Here is a 19,507-nt window from a genome sequence, read left to right on the forward strand (position 1 = left end):
GCCGACGTGCCCCGGCTCCACGGCGCTGTGCCAGGTGCTCTCGCCTGCCCACTCAGCGTCCGATTTTTGAGCCTGCCAGCGCAGCAGTGTCGGTAACCTCATCGAGGGCCCCGATGTACACGCTCGTACCGACCGTCGAACGGCTTGGGATCGGCAGCGCCACCCGGATCGGGATACGCGTTGGACTTGTCGAGCGGTCCCCTGTTGGTCGATAACGGCATGTTCTTCACGGTCTGCTCGTTGTACACCATGAAGACACGGAGGAAATGGCCGTTGGGATCGGAATGGCTCAGCGTGGCTCCGGTGGTGGCAAAGAACGCGGCGATGTCGAGACCATACGGCTTCAGATATGCGAGCATTGGGTTCACGTCCGCCAGCGTCGTGCGAGCATGTGGAATCATTGACCGCAAGTCCGCTCCGAGAGTCGGAACGCGCCGCAGGGTCGACGGCGCCGCATCGAGCGTGCCTGAGAGATCCGGCAGCAGTGCACGCAGATCACTCGTGGTCGAGGGCAGTTGGCGCAACGCCGAGTCGAGATGCGGAGCAGCCGACCGAAGGTCTGCGGCCACCGGAGTGAGGTCCTTAGACAAGTCGGTCAGCGAACCGGTCGCCGTCCGCGCTTGCGCAAGCACGCCTGGTAGTCGTCGCATGACGGCTTCAATGTCGCGGCGACCCTGCGCCGTCGCCGAGGTCAGCGTCTGCGCGTTATCCACCATATCGGCGATCAGTCCGGACCGTGTGTCCAACGCCCGTAGCAGTATCGTTGTCTGCTGGCTCATCTCCTTGAGGCTGACTTCCTGCTCGGCGAGCGCGGCCAGAGCGCCGCGGCCCGTGCGTCCGGTGGTGCCGAGGCCAGATGCGATTCGGCCCAGGTCCCGCTTGGTCCCGGCTGTGCTCGTCTCCAGCGCGTGCAGCAATCGGCTGAACGATCGCCGCGTCTTCGGGTCGAAGCTCTGCAGTACGTCGTTGAGCTGGACGCTGGGTTTGACGGCGCTTCGGGGCAGTGTTCCGCCGTCGGGAATTGGTGCGCCGGTTCCGTCGGTGACGTCAAGATAGGTTTCTTCCACGAGTGTTTTTGCTCCCACTCGGACGGTCGCACCACGGTGGAGCGGTGCGACGTCGGAGTCGAGCCGGAACACGACGCGGGCAGCTTCGTGACCCTTCTCGACTTTTTCCACCTTGCCCACCGCAACCCCGGCCATCCGGACATCACTGTAGAAGACCAGGTTGTCGACGTCGGCGACATTGACCGCCACGCGGTAGCCGGTCTGCGTGAGGCCGGGGATCTTTCCGCCCATGCTGGTCCAGAGAAATCCGAACAACAGGACACACGCTGTAGCGAACACTACGACCACGACGAGGTGAACCTTGGGAAGCGCGCGATAGGAGATCCTCATGGCGTTCCTTCCCTCTTCTTCGGTGCGGCGTTTTCATCCCGGATCGGCAGCGTGGTCGGGCCGATCTTCGACAGTGCGCGGAAGATTCCGCCGTTCGCGTCCTGGAGGCTGAAGACGGAGTTCGTGTTGTAGACGAATGCCTGCAGGTCGGTCAGGTAGGGCAGTGCGGCCGCGGTGACCGAATCAAGCCGCCGGCTCACTGGCCGGATGTCCTCGAGCGAGGCGCCTACATCGCCGATGAGGGGCCGTAGATCGGCTACCACCGGCCTGGCCTTCGCCACGACCGGGCGGGCCGTGGTCACGGTGCGGTCGAGTTGCTCCACCGTGCCGCGCAGGCGCGACAGCGCGGGCGGGAGCTTCTTGGACGCAGCATGGAGTCCGTCGAGCGTCGGATCGAGTTCGCCGGTGAGGTCTTGGGTGCTGGCCATGGCGCGGCGCAGTGTCGCTGTCATTCCGGGAAGCCGTCGCAGGGTAGTTGCGATCTCGTCGTCGCGGGCGGCGACCGCGGCCAAGGTTTTCTCGGTGGCAGCCGCCAGACGCGCTAGCCGTTGATCGTCCTTTCCCGTGGCCGAAGAGATGCGCGCCAGGGCGGTCATCAGTTCGGCGATCTTGGCTCGGCGTGTCTCGAGCCGCTCTACTACGGGTTTGAGATCGACCAAGGCGCGCTCGGTCGCTCGCAAACCGCCCGGAAGCCGTTCGGGGGCGCGCGTCAACGCCGCATCGGACTGCGCCAGCAGATCGCCCAGTGCGGCCCTGCTCCGGGAGTCCAGGTGCTGCAGCACCTCGTCAGGCTGGATTGGGTGCTGTGTCTGGGTTCGCGGCAACACGGCGCCCTCGCTGATGGGATGTCCCGGTGGACCTCCCGGATCGATCTCGACATACATCTCGTTCAGGGGGCTCTTCGGCCGAAGCCGCAGTGCGGCGTTGTCGTAGATCGTATGGCCAGGTTCGATCGCCATGGTGATGCGCGCTGTGCCGTCATGCGTCACCTCAGCTTCGCGGATGTCTCCTACGGGGACGCCGGCGATGCGAACTTCCTGACCGTTGCCGGGACTGACTGCGGGCGCTGCCGTGAATTCCGCGGCGAGGGTGAACTCGGATTGCCACGGCCAGTGGAAGTTCTGGCTGTTGAGAATGTAGCTACCGACCGCCAACCCAAGGATGACCGCGACGGTAATCGTGATGAGGTTGCGGCCAAGACCAGGCTCGGTGCGGATTCGTTCCCAGGCCCGCCGTATGCGTGCGAGGCGGTTGCTAGTTGCCATCTGCTCCTCCCTGACCAGAGCCGACGTTGCCAAGCAGTCGCTCGAGATTAAGCGGCGTGCCGCCCACGCTGCCGAGCGATATTCCTGGCTCGATGGCGACCGCGGCCCCGTTGCGGTCGGTGAGCTTGGACGCGTTGCCGAAGCCGGAGATCATGTAGGCCAGTTCCTGGTAGAATGGGCGATCGGCGCCGGTTCCCTCGTACGGGCCCGTGCCCCGGTACGGGGATAACACGGTGCGCATGATGGGCCCGTTCACCCGGTCCAGCACCGGGCCGCGAACGTCGTCGAGTACGCCGGTCGCGGTTCGGACAGTGGGCACGAGCCGCTCGACGGCGGGCCGCACATCCTGTAGCAACGATCGGACGTCGCGGACAAGGGGTCTGGCGTTGCGCAACACCGGATCAGTCCGCTTCAGCAGGCCTGCCAGGTTGCGGGCCGTGGGGCGTGCCGCTTTCGATGTTTTCTCGAGCCGGACGAGGGTCTTATCGAGGGCGCCCATTGTCGAGCGGGTCTCTTTCAGGGTGCCTGGGGCGGTCGAGATCGTGTTCGCGAGCGGACGCCGCTCGGTGGCGAGTACCGACGTTGTGTCCCGCAGCGACTGGAGGATGTTGTCGAGTTGGTCGTCTCGGCGGGTCAGTTGCCGGGCCGTCGACTCGAGCCCGCTGACGACCTTGGCGAGGTCAACTTCCGGTCGGGTGCCGCGGACCGCCTGCAGTAGGCGCCCGGTCGGCGCGAGCGTGTCCGGGGCGGCATCGACCAAGTCACGAGCCGCCTCCACCCCCTTTCGGCCGAACGTTTCATCGAGGTCCCGGATGGCGCGTTGTGTGCTCGCTCGGGTGCTTGGCGGGAACTCCTCCAGGACTCGGTCGAGTTCGACGGGGACGGTGGTGCGCGAGAGGGGAATCGTGTCGCTAGAGGCTGTGCCTTCGTCTCCACCGGGTAGCAGTTCGACGTAGTAGTTGCCGCCGAACAAGGTCGTCGGACGGATCGCAGCCGACGGGGCCTTGCCGAGTTTTTCGCGAATGCCGGGATCAATTTTCAACGCGGCTCTGATCTTGTCCTGTTGAACGGGCTCGACACCTGTGACGACGCCGATCGGGACGCCCGCGATCTTGACTTTGGTCACGTTCGGTCGCAGCCAGTAGTCGCGCGCGAACTCGGCATGCACCGTCTCCCCGGGTCGCAGGACCGTGCCGATGCTGCCCTTGTAGAAGAGAGCAATGCCGGTCGCCAGGAGAACGACCGTGACCACCGCGCCAATGCGGAATACGAAGCCGTCCCGGGTCAGGAATCCTCGCCGTATCATCGCGGCCCTCCTACCGTCTTCGCGCGGTCATTCTCGGCCTGCCCGGGAGCGGGGTACGGATCGCGATGCACCAGCGGATCCTTCACTGGCGGGGCCCCGGTCACGGATTCACTGCCGGGCACGAGCATGATGCGTAACCAATGCCCTGCCTTGTCGCGATTGGACAATGCGCTTGTGAGGTAGGTGAACCAGTTGCTGACCTCATGCGAGTACGGTGCGATCACCTCGAGCGGCGTACGAGCACTTGCGAGTCCCTTCGCTGCGCTGCGCGCCAACGGACGCGCGTCGGATATCGTCCGGGTGAGATCGACGACCGCAGGGTCGGCTGCTGCGGCGACACCCGGCACCGCGCGCATGGGGTCGACTCCCTCGCGCAGGAGCCCACGCAGGTTCGGTGTGGAGGCGCCCAGAGCGGCCAGACCGGGCCGCAGCGTACGCAACGCGGATTCGGTGTCGGCCAGCGGTTTGTCCAAGGCATCGAGCGCGGCCTGCGCGTCGCGCAATGTATCCGGCAGTTCGTGCAGTGTCCGGCGCATCGGCCCGGTGTCATCGACCGCGACGGCACGCGTCGTCCGTTCGACATTGCGAACGAGGCCCGTGAGTTTCTCCTCCCGGTCGGTGAAACGCCCGGCAAGTTGGTGCGCGCTGCGTAGCAGCGCGGGAAAGTTCGCGTCGTCGGATGCGGCTGCCTGCGCCACCGTGCCGAGATCCTCCAGGAGGTTCGGCGCGGCATCAAGGAAGACGTGCAGGTCGCTGCCGTGCTCGGCAAGGCCACCACCGGATTCCTTCAACGCCTGGCTCAGGGCGTTCCTGGTGGATCGGTCGAACGCGTCGAGCAACCAGTCGAGATCTCGGGCGTTTGCGGTACGACTTCCCGGGATCATTCCGTCGCCGAGCGGGCCCGTATGCCGGTTGCCTGGCGTCAGCTGGACGAACTTCTCGCCAAGACCCGAACGAGCGCCGATGGTCGCACGAGCGTCGCGATAGACGGGCTGATCCCCGTCGAGCTGCAGTGTGGCCACCGCATCCGTACCGTCGTACTCGATGTGCTGCACCCTGCCCACGCGGACGCTGTTTTGGCGTACGTCATCGCCCACCTGCAGCGAGCCCACGTCGTCGAACGCTGCTCGGACGTACGTGTACGACGCAAACGGCAGTCCGCCGGGAGCGATGGCGGCCACGTACACCGACAGACCAGCCACCAGCACGACGGCCACGCCGACGATCAGCGAGCGGGACCCTTTCATGGACATCACACGCGGCATGTCACAAACCTCCCAGTAGCTGCCCGACGAGCGATTGCTCTTGGTCGCGAGTCAGACCCGTGACATTGGACGCATCCTCGCCGACCGCCGGTGGCCGTGATGGCGTGCGCTTCGAATCGGCGGCCTCCCGGCCGGCGTCCTGTGGCCGTGGCACCAACCCGGTCACGCTCTCAGGGTTGACCACGATGTTCGCCCGGAAGTAGTGACTCAGCCCGTCATAGCCGTTCGTGGCGAGTGCCCAGTACCTCACGAAGTTCAGGACATTGCGCAAGTTGTCCATCAACCGCTCCGCCACAGGGCGCGCCGAGGCCGCAACCCCACGGAGATCCCGGCCGGCTGACCCCAAGGTTTCAACCAGGGGCGCAGCCTCGTCGATCAATGATTCGGCGTGCTCAAGCACCGGTTGCAGGGAAGCGAGTGCTGGATCGGTCGCATCGGCCATGCGCTGTAACTCCGTGCTGATGTCACGCAGGTTGTTCGTGACTGGCCGGATAGATGCCAGTGCAGGGGTGGCGGCATCCGCGACGCCGGCCAGCCGGCCCAGCGTGCGCTCGGCCTTGCGCAGCGTCCCCGGCAATTGGGCCAGCGACTCGTCGAGGGCACGGCGATTGTCCGCAGCCGCTTTCAACATCGACTCCGTGGAACCAACAAGGCGATCGAGATCACGCCCGCGATCCGAGGCCAAGGCCTCCGACACCGGTTCGACCCGGTCCACGAGTCCGGTCAGCACCGCGTTCTGCCGATCGAGCATGCGGGCCAACCTCCCGGTTTGCGTCATCGCTGGCCCGAGTTCGGCGATCGCAGCATCCACCTTCGCACCCTGACCGCGAACTCCTTCCCCAAGCGTGGTCAGCAGAGCCGCGAGCGAATGGGCTGTCGGAGCATCGAGTGCGTTGAGCACTTCGTCGAGATCAACTGAGGAATCCGTGTTCTCCGCGGCGATGACGGCCGGTTGCTCGAGGATCGGTGCCGACGCTGACCCTCGGTCTAGATCCACGAAGCGCTCGCCCAGGAGACTGACAGGTCGGACTGTGGCCTTCGCGTCGCGGTGTAAGGGTAACGTCGCCGGGTCGAGGTCCATGACGACGTGGGCTTGCCCGTTGTGGACGGACAGGGAGCTGACTTCTCCCACTTTCACGCCGGAGGTCTTGACATCGTTGCCCGCCACCAGCGGGCTGGCGTCGGCGAACACCGCGGTGACTCGCGCTCGCTGTGCACTGTCACGCCCTTGGATGTAACTGGCCGTTCCACCCACCAGGGCAAGAACAACGACCAGTATCAGCGACAGAGTGTGCGGCTTTCGGTTCCTCATCGTGGACCACTCCCGTGCGCGTCCGTCCAGGGTTGTCCTTCCAGCTCACCGGGGAGGCGGACCGGCTTGTGCTCCAGGCCCGGGGGCAGCACGCCGGGGTTGTTGTTGACGTTTCCGGACCCGCCCTGAACGTGCATCCGGAAGTGGCGGCCGTTGGCATCGAAGTTGCCTGCCGTCGAGTTCCAGTTGGACAACCACCCTACGAATTCCGGTGTGTAGGGGCGGAGGAATGCGAGCGCCGGGGTTGCGGCGTCCAACGTATCGGTCACCTTCGGAAATACATCATGCGCTGTGTCCAGTAGCTTCGGGGTGCGGCCGAGCAATGCGCGCGTAGCCGCCAGCGTGGGTTTCAGGTCTGCTGTGGCAGGCCGCAGATCGCGTAGTAGCGGGCTCAGGTTCTTGGCGACCGAGGGAAGCCGCTTCGTCGCTGGCCGCAGATCAGCCAGGAGTGACTCCGCCGCACCGGCGGCTGACGGTACGCGCCCGAGCGTGGTCTGGGCCGAGTCCAGGGTCGAGGGCATCGCGCGTAACGCCGACCGGAGTGCCTCGTGTTCCTGGGCGGTCGTGTCGGTCAGCGCGGCGAGGTCGGTAACCACGCCCCGGACGTCGCCTTCGCGGTTCGCCAATACGGCGGTCAACTTCTGTAGACGTTGAACGAGCGCGCGCATCGCTGGCCCGTCGCTGTTCAGCGCCGCGGTGACTTGGCCGAGTGCTTGCACGGCAGGACCCGCCGCGCGCACCGTCTCGTTGATGTCGCGCTCGCTGCCCTTCATCATGCTGTCTAGCCTGCGTACCAGCGAGGTCACGTGCTTCCTGGTTGGTGGGTCTAGTGCGGCGAGCACCTCGTCGACTTCGACCCGATGCATGGTGCCTTCGATGAGACCACCGTCAGGAATCGTGGCGTTTTTCTCCTCGCCTGGTCGCAACTCCACAATCCGTTCTCCTAGGGCCGCCTTCCACCGAATTGCGACGTCCGTCCCTGCAGTGAGGGGTGCGCGGCCGTCGTTCACGGCGATCTCGACGATCGCCTTTCCATCGCGGGTAGACAGGTGCTGTACGGAACCGACGTCGACCCCGTCGATCTGTACCGGTGAGCCAACCACCAGGTTGGAGGCAACCGGGAGAACGACCCTGACGCGGTAGTCAGCGAACGCATTGGCTGTGACCGCGGAGATGAGTGCGATCGCGGCGACGACGGCGAGTGCCGTGGCCAGGAGCTTCTTGATTGACATGATCAATCCATCCCCAGTGGGCCGACTGAGTCACCGGTCAGGAATTGCCGAACAAAGCCGTCGTCTGAGTCGAATGCCTCATCGGTCGGCCCGTAGTGCACGAGCGCGCCGTTCCACAGGAGACCGACGTAGTCGCTCAGCCTGCGGGCGGTCGGGATGTTGTGTGTGACAAGCAGGTAGGTACCCCCGTGTTCGGTGTGCATCTCCTTGATGAGATCGTTCAACAGGCTGGTGCGTACCGGGTCGAGGCCTGAATCTGGTTCGTCGAAGAGCACGATGTCCGGGTTGAGAACGAGCGCGCGGGCGAATCCCGCTCGTTTACGCATGCCGCCGGAGATCTCGTTGGGTAGCTTGGCCGCGGAGTGCTCGAGGCCGACTTCACGGAGCCGGGTCATGACGAGGTCGCCGATCTCGGACTCGGCGAGGTCGGTGTGTTTGCGCAAGGGAAAGGCGACGTTGTCGAAGATATTCAGCGACCCGAATAGCGCGCCGTCTTGGAAGAGAACGCCGAATCGTTTCCGTAGCGCGTAGCGCTCTTCCTCGCTGATCTTCCAGATGTCCTTGCCGAACACGACGATCTCGCCCTGATCGGGCGCTTCGAGGCCGACGAGGTGCTTCAAGAGCACGCTCTTTCCGGTGCCAGAGGGACCTAGCACCGTGGTGATCGCGTTGTCGACGAAGTCGATGCTCAGGCCCCGCAGCACCGCGGATGAGCCGAATGACTTCGCGATGTTGTGGACACGGATCGCGTGTGCCTGCTCCACAGGGAGGGTGCCGGCACGCTGAGCGATGCTCACGTGAATCTCCTTTTCGGGTAACGGAAAGGATGGTTCAGTTGGCAATAGGCGCATTGGGCGAGAGGCCCCAGAACAGCCAGGTGCCGAACATCCCGATGATGTGCACGAGAACGAGGTTGACCATCATGGACTTGGCGGTGTTGATGCCCACCCCGACGGGGCCTCCCTGGGCCCGGTAACCGTAGTAGCAGCCGACCAGCACGATCACCGTGCCCATGGCCATGATCTTTGACAGCGAGTACACGAGGTCAGCCGGATTCTGGAACAGCCAGAAGATGAGCCCATAGCCACCGGGCGAAACGCCGCCCAGCTGAACGACGACGACCAGATACTCTGCGACGTACATGACGCCGAGGCCGACGATGTAGAGGAACGGCATCACGATCCAAGCCGCCAGAAGCCTCGTCCCGACCAGATACGCACGGGATCGGATTCCCATGACCTCCATCGCGTCAATCTCATCGCTGATGCGCATGGATCCGATCTCGGCGACCAGACCACAACCCACCTGAGCCGCCAGGATGTAACCCCACATGTACGGACCAAGCTCACGAAGCGCGCCGATCGCCGTCAATGCTCCCGAGTATCCGGCCGCGCCCACCTGTTGGAGTACATAGCTCGACTCGATGCCGACCATAGTGCCGGCCACGAACTCCATCACCCAGATGATCAACGCGCTCGTCATCACCAGCGCGGCCATCTGTCGCACCACCTCGGACGCATAGGACCGAAGGCGCGGCAGATCGCGGATGACAGCGGCGGCGAAGACGGCCATCCGCCCTACTTCCACGAGAAAGAGCCGAAGCTTGCCGATAAGGAGTCGCCGGTCGACCACCAGGTCAGGCGGTCGCGGTGGAGGCGGTAGGGGCCGCGTGTCAGGCGCTGCACTCATGACCTTTCCTTCCTCATCGGACGGTCTGCATATCCGGGTTCAGTCCGAGCACAATCGAGATGAACAGGGAGTTGATGATCCAGATTGCGGCGAACGAAATGACGACCGCCTGGTTCACCGCCCGACCTACGCCCATCGGGCCGCCTTGGGCCCGAAGTCCCTTGTAGCAGCACACCACTCCGATAATGAGCCCGAAGAACAACGACTTCACGACGCTGCCCCATAAGTCGATCACGGTCGCGTTAGCGAAGAAACTACCGAAGTATGCGCCAGGAGAGGCACCGAAGACCGCCACCGACGCGAGAAACCCTCCGAATACGCCGAAAGTCAAGGCGAAGAGATCGAGCAGTCCTGTCATCAAGGTAACCGCAAGGATCCGAGGCAAGACCAGAATTCGGATCACATCGATACCGAGCACCCGCATCGCGTCGAGTTCGTCCCGGATGCGACGGGACCCCAGGTCAGCTGTCATAGAAGTACCGACCACACCAGCGACCACCATGGCGTTAATCCAAGGGGCGAACTCACGTAGGCTGGCCATCAGGTCGAAGGCTCCGAGTCGTTCGGGAATTCCCAGCAGCGCCATCATCGTTCCTGGCGCCAGGCCAGCCGCACCGAAACCCATCGCGGTGGTCGAAATGACCATCGGAAGCCAACACCTCTTGAGGAGCGTGTACATCTGCTCGCGCAGATCGGCCCAGTAACCTCGCGGGTGCCGAATCGCGCCCCAGAGAACGGTCCCAGCCAGTTGCGCCATCTCGCCTACTGTGACGAGCGCGTGACGCACGGGCATCGGCAGAAGACCGGCCACGGGCCGTGCCGACGCCGAACTCAAACGAGTCCCCACGCTAATCTCTCCATTCCAGGCCGACACTCGCGAGGCTAGGGCTAGCGAGCTCCGGAGAACCTCTGCTCGCGATGACAGTACGCGGCTCTTCAAGGAAGTATTCTCTTCTTAGCAGAAGATGGTTCCTTATAGTAGCATCAACGCGTTCCGCGTCAAGTCGACACGGAAGCTCCTTACCAAGTGATTCAGCACAGCGTTGGAACCGGGACAAGAAGGCACCTTAACCGCCGGAGTAAGGCATCTGACTCAAGACCCGATCGCAAAGCGCAGAGACCGCCCAGTGGCCCACGCTGCGCCGTAGGCCTGCATCAAGAGCCGACCAGACCGACGCAAAAGATGCAGTTACTGCATAGCAGAACTACTGAGTCATAGAAGCATGCTCACGATGTCCGGAGTGTCTGGGACGGGGTAACGCCGAACTTGCCGCGATAGGCGAGGCTAAAGCGTCCAAGATGGCTGAAGCCCCAGCGCTGCGCGACCTGGGTCACCGTAACCGAGCCGGGGTCGGACGCGATCAGCTCGTCGTGCACGCGCCGAAGCCGAACCTCCCGGAGGTAGGCCATCGGCGACATACCGACATGCTTGTTGAATCCGTCCTGCAAAGCACGCACACTCACCCCCACCTGGCTCGCGAGCTCGGTGGCGGTGAACGGCGTCTCCGGCCGAGCCTCGAGGAGATCCGTCGCCTGCTTGACCATCCGTGATCGGATCGCCGGTGAGCACCCTTCGGCACCACCTGTGAAGTACGTGTGGGCGTGTGCCAGCAGGAAACCCTGCATGAGCAGGACTTCGAGGTTACGGGCAACCAGTGGTTGCTGTGTGATACCCGCGCGCTGCCCGTGATCGCGCCGGAGCACCGACAACAAGGAAAGCCAATCCTGGCTGGCGGGCGTGGTCAGGTCCATGCTGACGCCCAGTCGTAACGGATCTGGTACCGGTCTACCCAGCAGTCGTTCCAGTTCAAATTCTAGCTCTTGGCGGCGGAACTTAACACACATCTGGGTGCACTTCCCCGACCACGTGATGCCGCCGGGAAGCCCGGCCCGGAACACCGCGGCCACTCGAGCATCATTGATGACCGAGTCGCGGCCGCTCCAAGATTCCGTATTACCCGAAAGGGGGATGTTGATGTGGTAGGCCTCCAGTTCCTCCTGGTTCTCTAGCTGGACGTCGGCTCCGTAGTTGAGATAACCGACTGTTACGGCGCCGAAGGTCACCGCGTCGAGTCGCGCCTGGAAGGGGGCCTTTCGATCCAACCGTTCGAGGCGGTGGGCAGTGAAGATCTGCGACACGGCCTCATGGGCCTCGGAAAGGTCCGCGGTGCGTAGTGGGCCATGTCGAGAAAGTGTGGCCGACACCAAACCTCCCTTCCGCGCACCGTCACGATCACCTCGGATTACCGAGTGTGACGGACGGTGCCGTGTTGTCTCGTCCTGTTGCTGACGAACGTGATGGCGGTATTGGCGCAGGATACCTGACCCGGCGACGCCGGTGGCCGGTTCGGAGCTGTGCCTCAGCGTTGACTGCGAATCCGTCTCGTACATTGCACTAGCCAAGGAAAGTGTCCAGGGTCTTGATGATCCGGTACGCCGTGCGCAGGGTCGGAACTTCGAGCCCTGCCGCATCCGCCGCCGTGAGGTAGGGCGTAATCATGAAGTCGATCTCGGTCTTCCTGCCTCGCACAACGTCCTCATACATCGAGGGATGGCCTGCTACCTCTTGTTCCGCCTGCTGGGCGGCCTGCTGGGTGATGAAGGTGACCGCTTCCTCGACTGAGAGCTCATCGAGCTCCTTCAAACGTGAGAGAGGGGCATAGAAATTCTGCGGGGTATAGCCTTGAGCCCGGTAGACGGCAAGCAGGTCCTTGGCCAGTGCGACGAAATACTCGGCGCCTTCCCGGACCGCCATCCCGGCGAACACGGAGACACCGCGCACCGCACCGAGGGTAGTGACTGACCAGGCCGCCGCAAGGGAGATCTGGGCTAGCTTCTCCCAGGTGATCTGGTCGATGCAGCCGGCGGCGGAGGCGGCCAGGCCTGCTTTGTCGAACGCCGTGGTGATCGCCTCGACCCTCGGCGTGATGCGGCCGTCGAGCTCACCGAAGTACGCGGTGACGTCCGCGGTAAGATGATTGTGTACGGTTCCCGGTTCGACCAGCGTGCCGCCCTCAATGGTGGAGGCTCCAATGACCCGGCCCTCGCCGAGCCACTGCCTGAGCGCGTCGTCCTTTCCCAGCCCGTTCTGCAACGAGAACGCGGTGACCACCTTGTCCCCCAATGGTTCGGCTGCGGTTAGCGCCGCGTGGGTGTCCTTGCCCTTCACCGCGAGGATGAGGTAGTCGAATGGCCCCGTAGCCTGCCCCGGGTCGGTGAGGGCGACAAGATTTTCGTCGACCAGTACCTCACCGCGCCTACCGGTGATCCGCAGGCCGTGCTGGTTGATCGCGTCGACGTGCGCCTGCCGTCCGATCAGAGTCACCTCGGTTCCGGCCTCCGCCAGGAAACCACCCACCACGGAACCGAGACCACCTGCGCCCAGCACAACAACCCGCATCAGAGCACTCCCGCTGCCGAAAGTCGCCCAGCGAGGTCCTCGCGTTCGGCCGGGGCCAGCCTGGCCTGCAGCGGCGGCCGCAGGCAACCGGCGTGCAGGCCCAATAGCTCGAACCACGCCTTGAGGTAGGGCATCGCCGCCAAGTAAGAGCCGGTAGCCGCAATCCGTCCGATGAGAATGTCCTCGTAGACTTCCCGTACCGGGTCCAGCCGCGCGGACAGCGCCAGCGCCTCGTCCGCGCGGCCGCCGAAGGCGAGGTCGGTGTAGCGCCGTAGCTCATCGCGGCGCTTGCCATAGAGCAGCAGCGACAACTCACCGTAAAGCAGCCGGCCGTCGAAGAACGCGATGTCGTGGGCCCAGTACCGCTCGTTCGGTTCGCTGACTATCAAGCGGTCTCCGATCGAGCGCCGCAACGCGATGCTATCGGTCCAGCTCAGCGTTCCGTTCTTTACCCCGACGACGTTCGGGTGTTCGGCAATCCGCAGCACGGCGTCATGGCCGTACACGTAGCCTGACACCGGCGTGCGGTAAAGGACGATGGCAAGATCAGTCGCAGCGGCCACGAAGTCGAAGTACGCCACGACACCCTCGTCGGTCTTGAACTGCACCGAGGGATTCATGATCTCGGCTCCGACGAAACCGAGTGCCTCCACGAACCGCATCTTCTCGACGGCCTGGTAGGCCGAGTTCTCAAGAATGATCGTGAACAGCGGCACACGCCCCGCAGCCGCTTCGGCCACGACCTCATGATACCGCCGCCACTCGGCGAGCGTCATGTTCCAGCCTTCGGCGAAAAACCCGCCGACCACGAGACCGTCACAGCCCATCTCGACGAACGCTTCGATGTTCTCCCCCAAGCCCGCTTCGTCAAGCTGGAAGTCCTCCGTAAACGGCGTAAGCGGACACATGTAAAAGCCTCGAAGCTGCTCGGCAGCCCACGCTCGCGCGTCGAAGCCGACCTCCGGTTCAGCCGTCATCGCACCTCCTCCGGCTCGCGTCAGTTGTCCCACTCGAGGCCGTCAACCTCACCCGCCAGAGTCAACCCTCGGCTAAGAGCGGGCATGTGTGACATGGCGACCTTGACCGGTCCGACAAACTTGATCTTCCGGGTCATGATCGCGTTCCCTGCGCTGATCTCGCCGGTAGCGACCTTCTTCCACACCGCGGTGGTGGCGGTCAGGATGAAGTCCGGTTTGCGCTCGGGCAGCGGCGCCCCACCATAGACGGCCTCGCCCTGCTTGATGTCGATCTGCGCGGCGCGACCGTCCGGAACCCTCCACTCGATCAGCATGTCGAGTTCCTTCGTGCCGTCGCGTGTCGTCGGGGTGGCATTCCACAGTTCGCGATAGGTCTCAGCCCATTCGACCGACAGGAACTGCACCGTGTTCATGACTCTCCTCCGAGCTCGATGACACCGTTGCCGGCCCGCGTCGCACGTTCTTACCAACGCAAAGCCGATATCTGCATAACAGAAATAGTGTCTGGAACTTAGTCCGAGTGGACCGACCAGTCAAATGTGCACGGACAGGATATCCATATTGCGCTGACCGCGCTCCGAAATGCGCAAGGTCAGCTGTGCAGCAGTTCGTTGATCTCCGTGCCGACCGTGGTCAATGCCGTGACGATTCGCCTGATCTCGCCGGAACCGAGTCGGCCAGCAGGTACGGACACGGTCACCGCGACCGCAGGCGCCCACACGCCTGCGCGAATCGCGACTGCCACGGAAGAGACCCCTTCCTCGCTCTCCTCTCGGCTGATCGCGAAACCCTGCCACCGTACCGCGGCAAGTTCGGCTTCCAACTCCGATCGTCGGCGGATCGAGCGTGCCGTCAGTCCGGGCAGGCCGTCGTCGGGGTAGAGTCGCCTCAGGTCGGTGGGGTCCAGCTGAGCGAGGATCGCTTTGCCGGTCGACGTGCAGTGCGCGGGCACTATGCGGCCGAGCCGGGACGTCACGCGGACGGCACGGCGGCTCTCCAGAGCGTCTACGAACCGTATGACCGCCCCGTCGCGCACTCCGACATGCACCGTTTCCCTGAGTTCTGCGTTGAGTTTCTCGATGAAGGGGCGCAGGGTCATGCGGATGTCGAACCGCCGGAGCACGGATGAGACGAGGTTGGTCCAGGTCTCGCCTGGTCCATACATGGTGTGGCCGGGGTTCGGTTGTGCGAAGCCTCGGTATTGCAGGGTCGCGAGCAGGCGCCGAGCGGTCGAGGGCGCGACGCCGAGCCGATCACCGACCTCATCAAGCCGAATATCGGACCGTTCGCCCAGCATGAGGATAATCTTCAGTGCGTGGTCTATCGACACGACCGGGTACTGCGGAACGGGTGAATAGGCACGAAAGCCGTCCGCCTCAACGCTGCTGGGCATGAGAGCATCTCACGGTCCGGGCGACCGAGGCGGCGCCACGAGCTTTTCGTCGGGCACCCGACGGCCACTCAGCTCCTCGAGTTGGCGGCGCGCCTGGTCGACCTCAAGCTCTGTGTCGAGACCACGGCGGATGACGGCCAGCGCCTGCGGCCAGTTTACCGCCAGGGCTGAGTGGACCCAGATTCCGTCGTGGTGGAGCACCGCACGGCGCAGCCCCCGGTCTCCCGGGACGACGAGTGCCTTCCAAGACGGATCGACGTGACCCACCGTTTGGATCTTGGCACCATGCTGGTCGGACCAGAAATACGGCATCCGGTCGTGTGGCCGCGGATTATCCGGGTGCGCGATATTGTGCGCCACCGTGGCAGCCTGTTCGGCCGCGTTGGTCCAGTGCTCGATCCGGACATGGCGTCCCACCCGCGGATCGTACCACCGGGCCACGTCACCCACCGCGAGCACCGTGCCGTCGACCGTCGCGGTCAGGAACTGGTCGGTGACCACGCCGTCGTGGAGCCGGAGCCCGGAACCTTCGAGCCAGTCCGTGTTCGGAGTGACGCCGATGCCCACGGCAACCGCGTCGACGTGCAGTCGCCGTCCATCTGATAGCACCACCGTGCTCACCCGGCCGTCCCCTTCGAGCCGGGCGACACCCACGCCGCAGTGGATCTCCACGCCGCGCTCACGGTGCAATTGCAGTAGAAGCTCCGCGGTCGCAGGGTCGAGCACACCGTGCATCGGTGCCCTCGCCGCCTCGACGAGGCACACGGGGACGTCGAGACCACGCGCTGCAGACGCCACCTCCGCGCCGATGAAACCACCCCCAATCACCACCAGGGGGCCACCGCGCATGAGATCTTCGCGCAGCCCGAGACAATCCTGCATGCTGCGCAGCACATGCACCCCTGCCAGTGTCCGCTCGGGGAACCGCTTGGGCGTGGCACCAGTCGCGATAACGAGCCGGTCGTAGCCCAGGACCTCACCCGTGGCCAGCACGACCTTGCGGGCGTCCCGCTCCAGCCGCACGGCCCTGGTGGTACGCACCTCGACGCCGAAGTCTTGGGACGGATCGCCCAAGGATGCCTGTTCAGGCTCCCAAGTACCCTGCAGCACCTGTTTCGACAACGGTGGTCGGTCGTACGGCCGTGCGGCGTCCGGGGCTACCAACACGATTTCTCCCGCATGACCTTCCTTGCGGAGACCGGCTGCGGTCCGGATGCCGCCGATCGACGCCCCGACGATGACTACCCGCTCGCTCATGCATCCTCCAGCGTCGTGATGTAGGCGGCCTAGGGCAGCAGTACGTTCACCGCTTGAATCTGTGTGAACGATACGAGCTCCTCCAGGCTGTCTTCGCGACCGACTCCTGAGTTCTTCACGCCACCGAAGGGAACGCCCCAAAAGTGCCGCGACGACCCGTTCACCCAGACATATCCCGCTTCGAGCCGGTGGGCCAGCGAGTGCGCAGCACCCACGTTTTGCGTCCACACCGCTGCCGTCAGGCCATAGTCGACGCCGTTCGCCAGACCGACGGCCTCGTCGACGTCCGCGAAACCCAGCACCGAGAGCACCGGGCCGAAGATCTCGGTGCGAGCGATCCTGCTGTCCGGTTGCACGTGCGCGAGGACTGTCGGGGCTACGAAGTAGCCGCGATCACCCGCGCCCGATGGTCGCGCACCTCCGGTCATCAGTTCCGCGCCGTCCCGCACCGCAGTCGCGACTGTCTCCAACACCCGGTCCCGATGCGTGCCACTGATCAGCGGCCCCATCTCGGTCTCGGCAGCGAGCGGGTCGCCCACCCGAATCTGCTCCACCAGCCGACACACCTCATCCAGCACGTCAGGCAGCAGTTCGTTGTGCACGAAGAGCCTGCTCGTGGAACCGCAGGACTGTCCCATCGTGGCGGTGAAGTTCATCCCCGCTACGGCGGCTGCCGCGGCACGCGTCGGATCGGCGTCCGGGAGGACGATCATGGCGTTCTTGCCGCCCAGCTCGAGCGTGACGTCCTTGACGCCAGTTTCGGCGGCATCCCGTTGGATCGATCGGCCGGTCTGCTCTGACCCAATGAATGCGATGCGTCGGACCTGCGGATGACGCACCAAGGTACGGCCACTGTCCGGACCTTGTCCGGTGAGGACGGTGAACAAGCCGTCGGGTAGGACCTCGCCCGCAATCTCGTGGATCCGCAGAGCCGACAAGGGCGTCTGCTCGGGCGCTTTCAGCACAACGGCGTTGCCCGCGACGAGCGGTGCGGCGATCTTCGATGCTGTGAAGAAGAGCGGGTGGTTGTACGGTACGACCCGGGCGACAACACCGTACGGCTGATGCACCGTGTAATGGAGGTGCTCGCCGGTCGCCGGAATCGTGCGTCCGCCCAGTCCGAGCGCGAGATCGCACATGATCTCGATATACTCCACCGCTGCGTCCACGTCGAGTCGCATCGACGACACCGGAAAGCCGCCGTCCAGTGCGTCCAGAGTCGCCAGTTCTTCCCGGTTGTCACGCAATGCCACGGCTAGCTCCCGGAGCCGTCGGGCACGCTCTCGCGGCGCGAGTCGGCCCCAGGCGACTTGTGCTCGGTGCGCCTGCGCCACCGCGAAGTGCACGTCCTCGGCCGTACAGTCGGGTACTTCGGCCAGGGTCTCTTCGGTCGCCGGGTTTTCAGTGCGGTAACGACTTTGCGCACCGAGTTCCCGTCCTGACACTACGATCTGCCATTTTCGGTCCACGACACGGTGGGCCGACGATGTGGCGCTGTGCGCCATGGCTATCCTTCTCCCTTTCACGCAAGCGATCCGGCATTCACATCATGCTTCGGCTGCGTACAGCACGGCGGCGCGCAGGCCCGTATCCGCCAGCGCTTCGCAAGCTACCTCGGCCTTCTCGGCGATCAGGCGCCGGGCGAGATGGACTTCACCGGCACGGCCGACGCCCAGTGCCGCCACCAGTGAACGGCCAGACAGGTAGTAGGCTGCAAAGCGGCCTTCTTCGATACTTCCGCGTTCGACCACCCGATCCGCTCGGTGCGGAAATCCTGTGACTTGCATATTGAGTCCGAACTGGTCGGTCCAGAACCATGGGACCTCACCGAATGGCGCGCGCTGTCCGATCATGGCGCGGGCTGCGCTGGCGCCCTGGTTCTGCGCGTTCTGCCAGTGCTCGATCCGCACCCGACCGCCGAAGCGGGTCTCTGGCCGGTTGGCCACATCGCCCGCGGCGAAGATATGCGGTGCAGATGTCGCGGCTGTCTCGTCGACCTCGATACCGTCCGAGACGCGTAGCCCGGCTGCGGATGCCAACTCCACGTTCGGGACGGCGCCCGCACTGACGACCACCGCATCGGCTCGCCACGTCCGTCTGTCAGCGCTCGTGATCTCGACGCCGCGGGGTCCGGTGTTGAGCTCGCGCACGGGCGTCCCGGTCAGCACCCGGATGCCATTTGCGCGGTACAGGCTGACCAGGCTGTGGGCGATGCGCTCACCGAGAACGGCTGCCATCGGTGCCGCCGTAGCTTCGAACATGGTCACTTCGCAACCCAGCGCGGTGGCGCTCGATGCCAGCTCCGCTCCGATGAAGCCGCCGCCGATGACGGCGAGATGCGTACCGGGTACTAGCGCTGCCCGGATCTTCTCGGCGTCGTCAGCGGTGCGCAGCGCAAGTACGGTATCCGAGCTGTTCGCCAACCCACCCAGTGTCTGCGGGCGGGCGCCGGTGGCGATGAGGGCCCGATCGAACCGGATCTCCGCGCCAGTACCCAGCCGGAGTCGGCTAGTGTGCGGGTCCAGCGATTGGACCCGCACACCGAGCATTAGGTCGATCCCGTACTCGTCATACCAGGACGCAGGACGGAGCAGGCAGCCGTCGAAGGTCATGTCGCCGGTGAGCAACGCCTTCGACAATGGCGGACGGTCGTAAGGCAGCCGATTCTCCTCAGAGATCAACAGTACTCGACCACAGAAGCCCTCGAGCCGCAGCGTTTCGGCCGCGTGCACCGCCGCCATCCCACCACCGACAAGGGCGAACGACTGTGTCCTCGTCACTTCGGCACACCTTCGTCCGCGGACACATGGATCGCGGCGCTGGGACATTCCTTGGCCGCGGCCCGGGCGTCCTCCTGGCACTCAGCCGGGATCTGGTCCGGGACGACAAAAGCCTTCCCTGCCGAGTTGATCTGGAAGACGTTCGGCGCCACCTCAACGCAGAGCCGGTACCCACAGCAGCGCCGCTGGTCGATGTCTACCCGCATCAGTGTCTGCACCTCCGTCTCTTTCATG

18 protein-coding genes are annotated in these 19,507 nt (G+C 64.5%); all 18 read right to left on the reverse strand.

Annotated features, from left to right (window positions below; genetic code table 11):
- Window positions 1-98: 98 nt before the first annotated feature.
- Window positions 99-1,397: an MlaD family protein gene (locus ACFQGD_RS19970; protein ID WP_345400726.1), complete on the reverse strand. Its 1,299-nt coding sequence runs from the start codon at window positions 1,395-1,397 to the stop codon at window positions 99-101.
- Window positions 1,394-2,662, reverse strand: a complete 1,269-nt coding sequence (locus ACFQGD_RS19975; protein WP_390221083.1) for an MlaD family protein — start codon at window positions 2,660-2,662, stop codon at window positions 1,394-1,396. The genes ACFQGD_RS19970 and ACFQGD_RS19975 overlap by 4 nt, the downstream gene beginning before the upstream one ends.
- Window positions 2,652-3,968: an MlaD family protein gene (locus tag ACFQGD_RS19980; RefSeq protein WP_345400720.1), complete on the reverse strand. Its 1,317-nt coding sequence runs from the start codon at window positions 3,966-3,968 to the stop codon at window positions 2,652-2,654. Before ACFQGD_RS19980 ends, ACFQGD_RS19975 begins: the two co-directional genes overlap by 11 nt.
- Complete coding sequence (locus tag ACFQGD_RS19985) at window positions 3,965-5,233, reverse strand: MlaD family protein (RefSeq protein ID WP_345400717.1); 1,269 nt, start codon at window positions 5,231-5,233, stop codon at window positions 3,965-3,967. Before ACFQGD_RS19985 ends, ACFQGD_RS19980 begins: the two co-directional genes overlap by 4 nt.
- A gap of 1 nt (window position 5,234) precedes the next feature.
- On the reverse strand, window positions 5,235-6,425 hold the full coding sequence (locus ACFQGD_RS19990; RefSeq protein WP_345400714.1) for an MlaD family protein: 1,191 nt from the start codon (window positions 6,423-6,425) through the stop codon (window positions 5,235-5,237).
- 116 nt (window positions 6,426-6,541) lie between these two features.
- A complete protein-coding gene (locus ACFQGD_RS19995) occupies window positions 6,542-7,777 on the reverse strand; it encodes an MlaD family protein (RefSeq protein ID WP_345400711.1) in 1,236 nt (411 codons plus the stop codon).
- Between the two features lie 2 nt (window positions 7,778-7,779).
- Window positions 7,780-8,574 (reverse strand): ABC transporter ATP-binding protein, encoded by a 795-nt coding sequence (locus tag ACFQGD_RS20000; protein ID WP_345400708.1) that lies wholly within the window; start codon window positions 8,572-8,574, stop codon window positions 7,780-7,782.
- 34 nt (window positions 8,575-8,608) lie between these two features.
- Window positions 8,609-9,349, reverse strand: a complete 741-nt coding sequence (locus ACFQGD_RS20005) for an ABC transporter permease (protein ID WP_345400705.1) — start codon at window positions 9,347-9,349, stop codon at window positions 8,609-8,611.
- Between the two features lie 130 nt (window positions 9,350-9,479).
- A complete protein-coding gene (locus ACFQGD_RS20010) occupies window positions 9,480-10,223 on the reverse strand; it encodes an ABC transporter permease (protein WP_345400702.1) in 744 nt (247 codons plus the stop codon).
- A 470-nt stretch (window positions 10,224-10,693) separates the two neighbouring features.
- On the reverse strand, window positions 10,694-11,671 hold the full coding sequence (locus ACFQGD_RS20015; RefSeq protein ID WP_345400699.1) for an AraC family transcriptional regulator: 978 nt from the start codon (window positions 11,669-11,671) through the stop codon (window positions 10,694-10,696).
- Window positions 11,672-11,861: 190 nt separating this feature from the next.
- On the reverse strand, window positions 11,862-12,866 hold the full coding sequence (locus tag ACFQGD_RS20020) for a ketopantoate reductase family protein (RefSeq protein WP_345400696.1): 1,005 nt from the start codon (window positions 12,864-12,866) through the stop codon (window positions 11,862-11,864).
- Window positions 12,866-13,843 carry a dihydrodipicolinate synthase family protein gene (locus tag ACFQGD_RS20025; RefSeq protein ID WP_345400693.1) on the reverse strand — a complete coding sequence of 326 codons (978 nt, stop codon included), beginning with the start codon at window positions 13,841-13,843 and terminating at the stop codon, window positions 12,866-12,868. The genes ACFQGD_RS20020 and ACFQGD_RS20025 overlap by 1 nt, the downstream gene beginning before the upstream one ends.
- 20 nt (window positions 13,844-13,863) lie before the next feature.
- Window positions 13,864-14,256, reverse strand: a complete 393-nt coding sequence (locus ACFQGD_RS20030) for an SCP2 sterol-binding domain-containing protein (protein WP_345400690.1) — start codon at window positions 14,254-14,256, stop codon at window positions 13,864-13,866.
- A gap of 179 nt (window positions 14,257-14,435) precedes the next feature.
- Complete coding sequence (locus ACFQGD_RS20035; RefSeq protein ID WP_345400687.1) at window positions 14,436-15,236, reverse strand: IclR family transcriptional regulator; 801 nt, start codon at window positions 15,234-15,236, stop codon at window positions 14,436-14,438.
- 9 nt (window positions 15,237-15,245) lie between these two features.
- Window positions 15,246-16,493 (reverse strand): NAD(P)/FAD-dependent oxidoreductase, encoded by a 1,248-nt coding sequence (locus tag ACFQGD_RS20040; protein WP_345400684.1) that lies wholly within the window; start codon window positions 16,491-16,493, stop codon window positions 15,246-15,248.
- 29 nt (window positions 16,494-16,522) lie between these two features.
- Window positions 16,523-17,998 carry an aldehyde dehydrogenase family protein gene (locus ACFQGD_RS20045; protein WP_345400681.1) on the reverse strand — a complete coding sequence of 492 codons (1,476 nt, stop codon included), beginning with the start codon at window positions 17,996-17,998 and terminating at the stop codon, window positions 16,523-16,525.
- 42 nt (window positions 17,999-18,040) lie between these two features.
- Window positions 18,041-19,273 (reverse strand): NAD(P)/FAD-dependent oxidoreductase, encoded by a 1,233-nt coding sequence (locus ACFQGD_RS20050; protein WP_345400678.1) that lies wholly within the window; start codon window positions 19,271-19,273, stop codon window positions 18,041-18,043.
- Window positions 19,270-19,506 carry a ferredoxin gene (locus tag ACFQGD_RS20055; RefSeq protein WP_345400675.1) on the reverse strand — a complete coding sequence of 79 codons (237 nt, stop codon included), beginning with the start codon at window positions 19,504-19,506 and terminating at the stop codon, window positions 19,270-19,272. The genes ACFQGD_RS20050 and ACFQGD_RS20055 overlap by 4 nt, the downstream gene beginning before the upstream one ends.
- Window position 19,507: the final 1 nt, after the last annotated feature.

It is taken from the genome of Haloechinothrix salitolerans (assembly GCF_042662605.1).
Taxonomy (GTDB): Bacteria; Actinomycetota; Actinomycetes; order Mycobacteriales; family Pseudonocardiaceae; genus Haloechinothrix_A; species Haloechinothrix_A salitolerans.